This window comes from Legionella sp. km772 (genome assembly GCF_003989735.1).
GTDB lineage: Bacteria > Pseudomonadota > Gammaproteobacteria > Legionellales > Legionellaceae > Legionella.
Genome location: NZ_RZGQ01000211.1, coordinates 1 through 4,350 on the forward strand (window position 1 = coordinate 1; position 4,350 = coordinate 4,350).

A 4,350-nucleotide genomic window follows, 5' to 3' on the forward strand; every position below is an offset into this window, starting at 1 on the left:
TCAATTTTGAATAAATTATACTTGAATTGATTGTAAATATAAACGTCTGTATGGCTATAATTGGAGCAAATGAGAAGGGTGCTCAGAGATATTTGAACATTAATGCGAGGTCACACCCCATTTTTCAAAGCCTGCAATTTTGCCCCCATAATTTGGTTCCATTAAATAAACTATTTGCTTTTCACTCATTTTAAATTCGGTGCGTAATATATTTTTAAATTCTACTAAATTATCGGGTAAAATCTCAGGGCTACCATTTTTAAAGAACTTTCTAATCAGCTTGTTGATAGCCTTCATTTCATCACGTTGTTTTTCTAAACTTGCTATTTTATTTTCAATTTTCTCACCTGCATTGGGATCATCTGTTTGGATTGATGAGCCATCACCATAGGGCAAAATGAACTTTAAAATATTTCTAATGGATTTTTTTCTAAATTCAGTTATTGCGGTAAGTTTGGCATCCGCATAATTAGAAAGTTTTTGATTTCTTGCAACGGGAAAGTTTGCGGGTCCAACAACAAAACTCGATGCCACTTTTGCGTGAGCATGCAACCATGAATTGTACCCACAACTTAATTTTTCACGGTGTGACTTAAACCATTCGTCAACCATAACATCAAAATCCTTCCTTACCTCTGCTCCTCTTTTGGAGGCGCTACTAATTTCATTCAGTACTATATTTTTGTCCTTTAATAGGGCTTCTACGTATTCTATACGTACATTTACTGCTCTTTTATCAGGTGAGAACGAAGTGTTATAAAAAGCACGTTCTGCTATGGATTGGCTAATATCATTTAGAAAATCTATTGTGTGAGGAATACGTTGAATGAGTTCGTTTTCAATGTTTTTTACGTAAGTCATGATTTTATCCTTTTGTGTTTTAAACGTGTGTCTGTAGTAGACATTTATATAATAACATAATGCGTGCATATGTCAACAAAATTTTGTTGCAAAACATTGTTTATATTAATTTTTTAAGAACAATTAATATACTTAAAATAATACCACCGCCTACACCAGTACTTTTATTTGGTGTTAATTTTTAAAACATAAGACATCATTAGTCGTTGAGTTCGTTTTCTTTTCAAAATATCAAAAGTTTTTTGAAGCGGCGCGCCGAGCTTTCGAATTATTTTTTTAGCCATTTCCAGTTATCCTTATGTTCATTTATTCTTTGATATGCTCCCAAAATCGGAAGTCAAATAGTTAATCAATTGCAAGTAAAATCAAGTCCTGCTCTTCGTGCTGAAGTGCAAAATCACGTAAGGCATAATATTTATTAATTAAATAATCATCACCTTGTCCTGAAATTCCGTTAATCGAAAATAACGTGAGAATTACCCCTAATGCCTCTGAACTAACAATTCCATTAAAGCCATTTCCATCAACATAAATCTCAAATTGCTGCTGCAACGCAGGTGCAAGAAAAAAACCATCGTTGCTTAAATTGTAGAAATTCCAATACCCTCCGTTGTATTGATGGCACATAGATTTTGCAAGGTAATAAATAATATTTTCAAACTGAATGAAGTGTCTTTTTACATGTTTAGGAAGGAAGTTTAGGCGACTTTTCTCTAAAACGAGTTGCTTATGAATGATTATATCACTGCTCATTATTAATCCTTATTTGTGTTATAAACGTGTGTCATAGTTCAGACATTTATAGAATAGCATATAACCATAAATTTTCAACAAAATTTTGTACCGTTTTTTTGTTGAAAATTATTAGCCCCTATATTACAATGTAGTTAAACGAACAACGTAACTATTAAAACGTAAATTACGTATGACAGTATCAGCCATACAAATCTTAATAATTAGTGATTTTTATAAGTCAACGGAGCCACGATTCTAAGCGTTACCACTTGGCAAAATGTATATAAATCTAATTTTACAGGCGTTCAACTTGATATAAAGTATTCAGGTAAACGCCTATAAAGAACTTGTTCGCTCATTTAAGGGGAAATAATATGACAAAAGAACTATGCCCCATTTGTAGTGAAATGGCAGCACAACATAAAGAACAAGGACAACGTATTGCTATAACCAGAACAACTAAAAAAGCTATTGATAGCTCAAGCAGCAAATCCATCTGAACATTGCAATAGGCTACTATAAAATGAAAGAAACATTACAAATTACATTAAGAAAAAACAGGAGATCTGAGGATTTGATTCAGATCGCTCGAAAGACCAAAGGTGAAAACATTTCATACAGTTATGGGCAGTCTAACCCCCCATTGCCAGAAGAAGCGATTTTTTCAGAGGCCGAACTTTTTGAAATTTCATGGTTCGACCAAATGGTTAAGTTTTTTCATGAGCATCAAGATACTACTGCAACTGATTTAGAGCGCTACAGGCTCTTTCTACCAGAAAATTTTTATCAAGCCATCTATGAATTACACAAAAAATGCCAAGAACATAAAATTGACTATAGACCCGTAGACTCATTGCTTAAGTCCATAATTAATAAGATTAAAGCTACAGAAAAAAATTTGTATGAAAAAACGGGGATCACAAGTAATGTTTTAAGCGATATTAATTTTAAAGATCTGGCAGAAAACTCAGATAAACATAATTCCTCAACCTTATTGCTATTCAAAAAATTTATTGAACTTCCTGATTTTTATAATCAATTTAAACAAATTGCTACGAATGAATATAAGAAAAACCCCAATATAAAAATGGGACATTTTAAAGGGTATGCACAAGGCCACGCATTACCATCAAAATGGATCTGCGCCTGCGCCATAGATGTAATTACACAAAGTGAAAGTCCTTTTAATATTCTCAATTCAGAAGAACTCATTGATCTTTGGATTAAACCTAAATTACGCTCAGGGTTTGAGTTGTCACAGCTATTATCTAGGTTGAAAGGGATAAAATCATCCCCAGAGTTTATTAAAATTGTAGAAAATACATTCCATAATTTTTTATAAAAGCATTAAAACCGCATCAATAAATAAGGGATAATACCTACTTATGAAAAATGACAACAATAAACAGATCACTAACGCTCATGACCAGTTTTTCCGAACCGCAATGGCAGACAAGCGTGTTGCTCGTGATTTCTTACAGTCTTGGCTTCCCAAAGATCTCTATCAATCTGTAGATCTTGAAAAATTAGAAATCCAACCTCGCTCATACATTAATGATGTACGAAAAGAATCTGCGGTTGACGTCCTTTTTAAAACGGAAATTGAAGGCCATGAAGCCTATCTCTATTTGCTGTTAGAACATCAGTCAACCCCAGATAAATTGATGCCTTTTCGGCTGCTAAAATATATGTGTAACATTATTGACCACCATATAACAACGCATGGCACGAAACGTGATAAAATCATCCCCCTGATTTATCCTTTAGTCATTTATCATGGAAAGCGTAAATATCCATTTACGACCAATTTGGGTGATTTAATCAACGCTCCTCAATCTCTAATTGATCGATACTTTTTAAAACCGTTTCAACTTATTGATCTTGGACAAATCGATGATGAGACATTGAAACAACATGCATGGTCAGGAGTCATGGAGTTCGCATTAAAACATATATTTGCCCGCGATATTTTGCCCTTATTAAAACAAATAACGGAAACCCTTCACCAGGTTGACAATGCAGGTGGACGCGATTTTGTTGCAATTGTGTTACAATATTTATTAGAGCGCGGTGAATTAAGTGACAAAGAGGCTTTTTTTAGTCTTATCGACACCCAAATATCACATGAAGTTGGAGAACAAATTATGAGCTTAGCAGAACAATTGAAAGAAGAAGGTAAAAACGAAGGTAAACTTGAAATTGCAAAAAAAATGCTTGATGAAGGTTCTAACCTTGTGTTTGTTGCGAAAGTTACCGGCTTATCTCTGGATAAAATTAAAAGCTTACAAAAACATTAAATTTAATTCAGGAACATCTGGAAGACAAAGAGTTATGTGTTTTAGTATGACATTTATGGGTTAATTATTAGTGAGTATGGGGCATACTATGAAAGGAAAAAAACAGAAAAATAGAAGATTTCATTCAAGATTTTAAAAAAATTTAAATTTTTGAGTTAAGCGACACCTCACTTGGTAACGGCATATCAATTGTCCCAACCGCAGCCATTTATAAGGATAAAAATGGGAGCTGTACTTAATTTTATTATTGACTCGATACAAGAAATTTTTTTACACCCTGCACGATTTATAAGAAAAATCAAAAACTGCCCACAGATGCACAGAGTATTAAAAATACGGCATGGTTCAAATAACCCCTGTTTTAGTGAGCACTGAGCGTGCGTAATCCTGCCCTGATGTGTTATGATTTGGGCATGAATTAATGATTCAATTGCTCTTTAAAAAGATCTAGAGAACT

General features: G+C 33.5%; 5 protein-coding genes. 3 read left to right on the forward strand and 2 right to left on the reverse strand.

Annotation, left to right across the window (positions count from 1 at the left end; translation table 11 throughout):
* Positions 1 to 99: 99 nt before the first annotated feature.
* Both ELY15_RS13820 and ELY15_RS13825 read right to left on the reverse strand, forming a co-directional pair.
* Positions 100 to 861, reverse strand: coding sequence for a hypothetical protein (locus tag ELY15_RS13820; protein ID WP_127101030.1), 762 nt, complete (start codon positions 859 to 861; stop codon positions 100 to 102).
* 345 nt (positions 862 to 1,206) lie between these two features.
* On the reverse strand, positions 1,207 to 1,614 hold the full coding sequence (locus ELY15_RS13825; RefSeq protein ID WP_127101032.1) for an antirestriction protein: 408 nt from the start codon (positions 1,612 to 1,614) through the stop codon (positions 1,207 to 1,209).
* A gap of 356 nt (positions 1,615 to 1,970) precedes the next feature.
* Here ELY15_RS13825 and ELY15_RS16610 point away from each other — a divergent pair, with 356 nt between their 5' ends.
* Genes ELY15_RS16610 through ELY15_RS13835 form a run of 3 tightly spaced genes read left to right on the forward strand, consistent with a single transcriptional unit; the run spans position 1,971 to position 3,893 of the window.
* Positions 1,971 to 2,096 (forward strand): hypothetical protein, encoded by a 126-nt coding sequence (locus tag ELY15_RS16610; RefSeq protein WP_255411116.1) that lies wholly within the window; start codon positions 1,971 to 1,973, stop codon positions 2,094 to 2,096.
* Positions 2,097 to 2,119: 23 nt separating this feature from the next.
* Positions 2,120 to 2,938, forward strand: a complete 819-nt coding sequence (locus ELY15_RS13830) for a hypothetical protein (protein ID WP_127101034.1) — start codon at positions 2,120 to 2,122, stop codon at positions 2,936 to 2,938.
* Between the two features lie 43 nt (positions 2,939 to 2,981).
* On the forward strand, positions 2,982 to 3,893 hold the full coding sequence (locus ELY15_RS13835) for an Rpn family recombination-promoting nuclease/putative transposase (RefSeq protein ID WP_127101036.1): 912 nt from the start codon (positions 2,982 to 2,984) through the stop codon (positions 3,891 to 3,893).
* Positions 3,894 to 4,350: the final 457 nt, after the last annotated feature.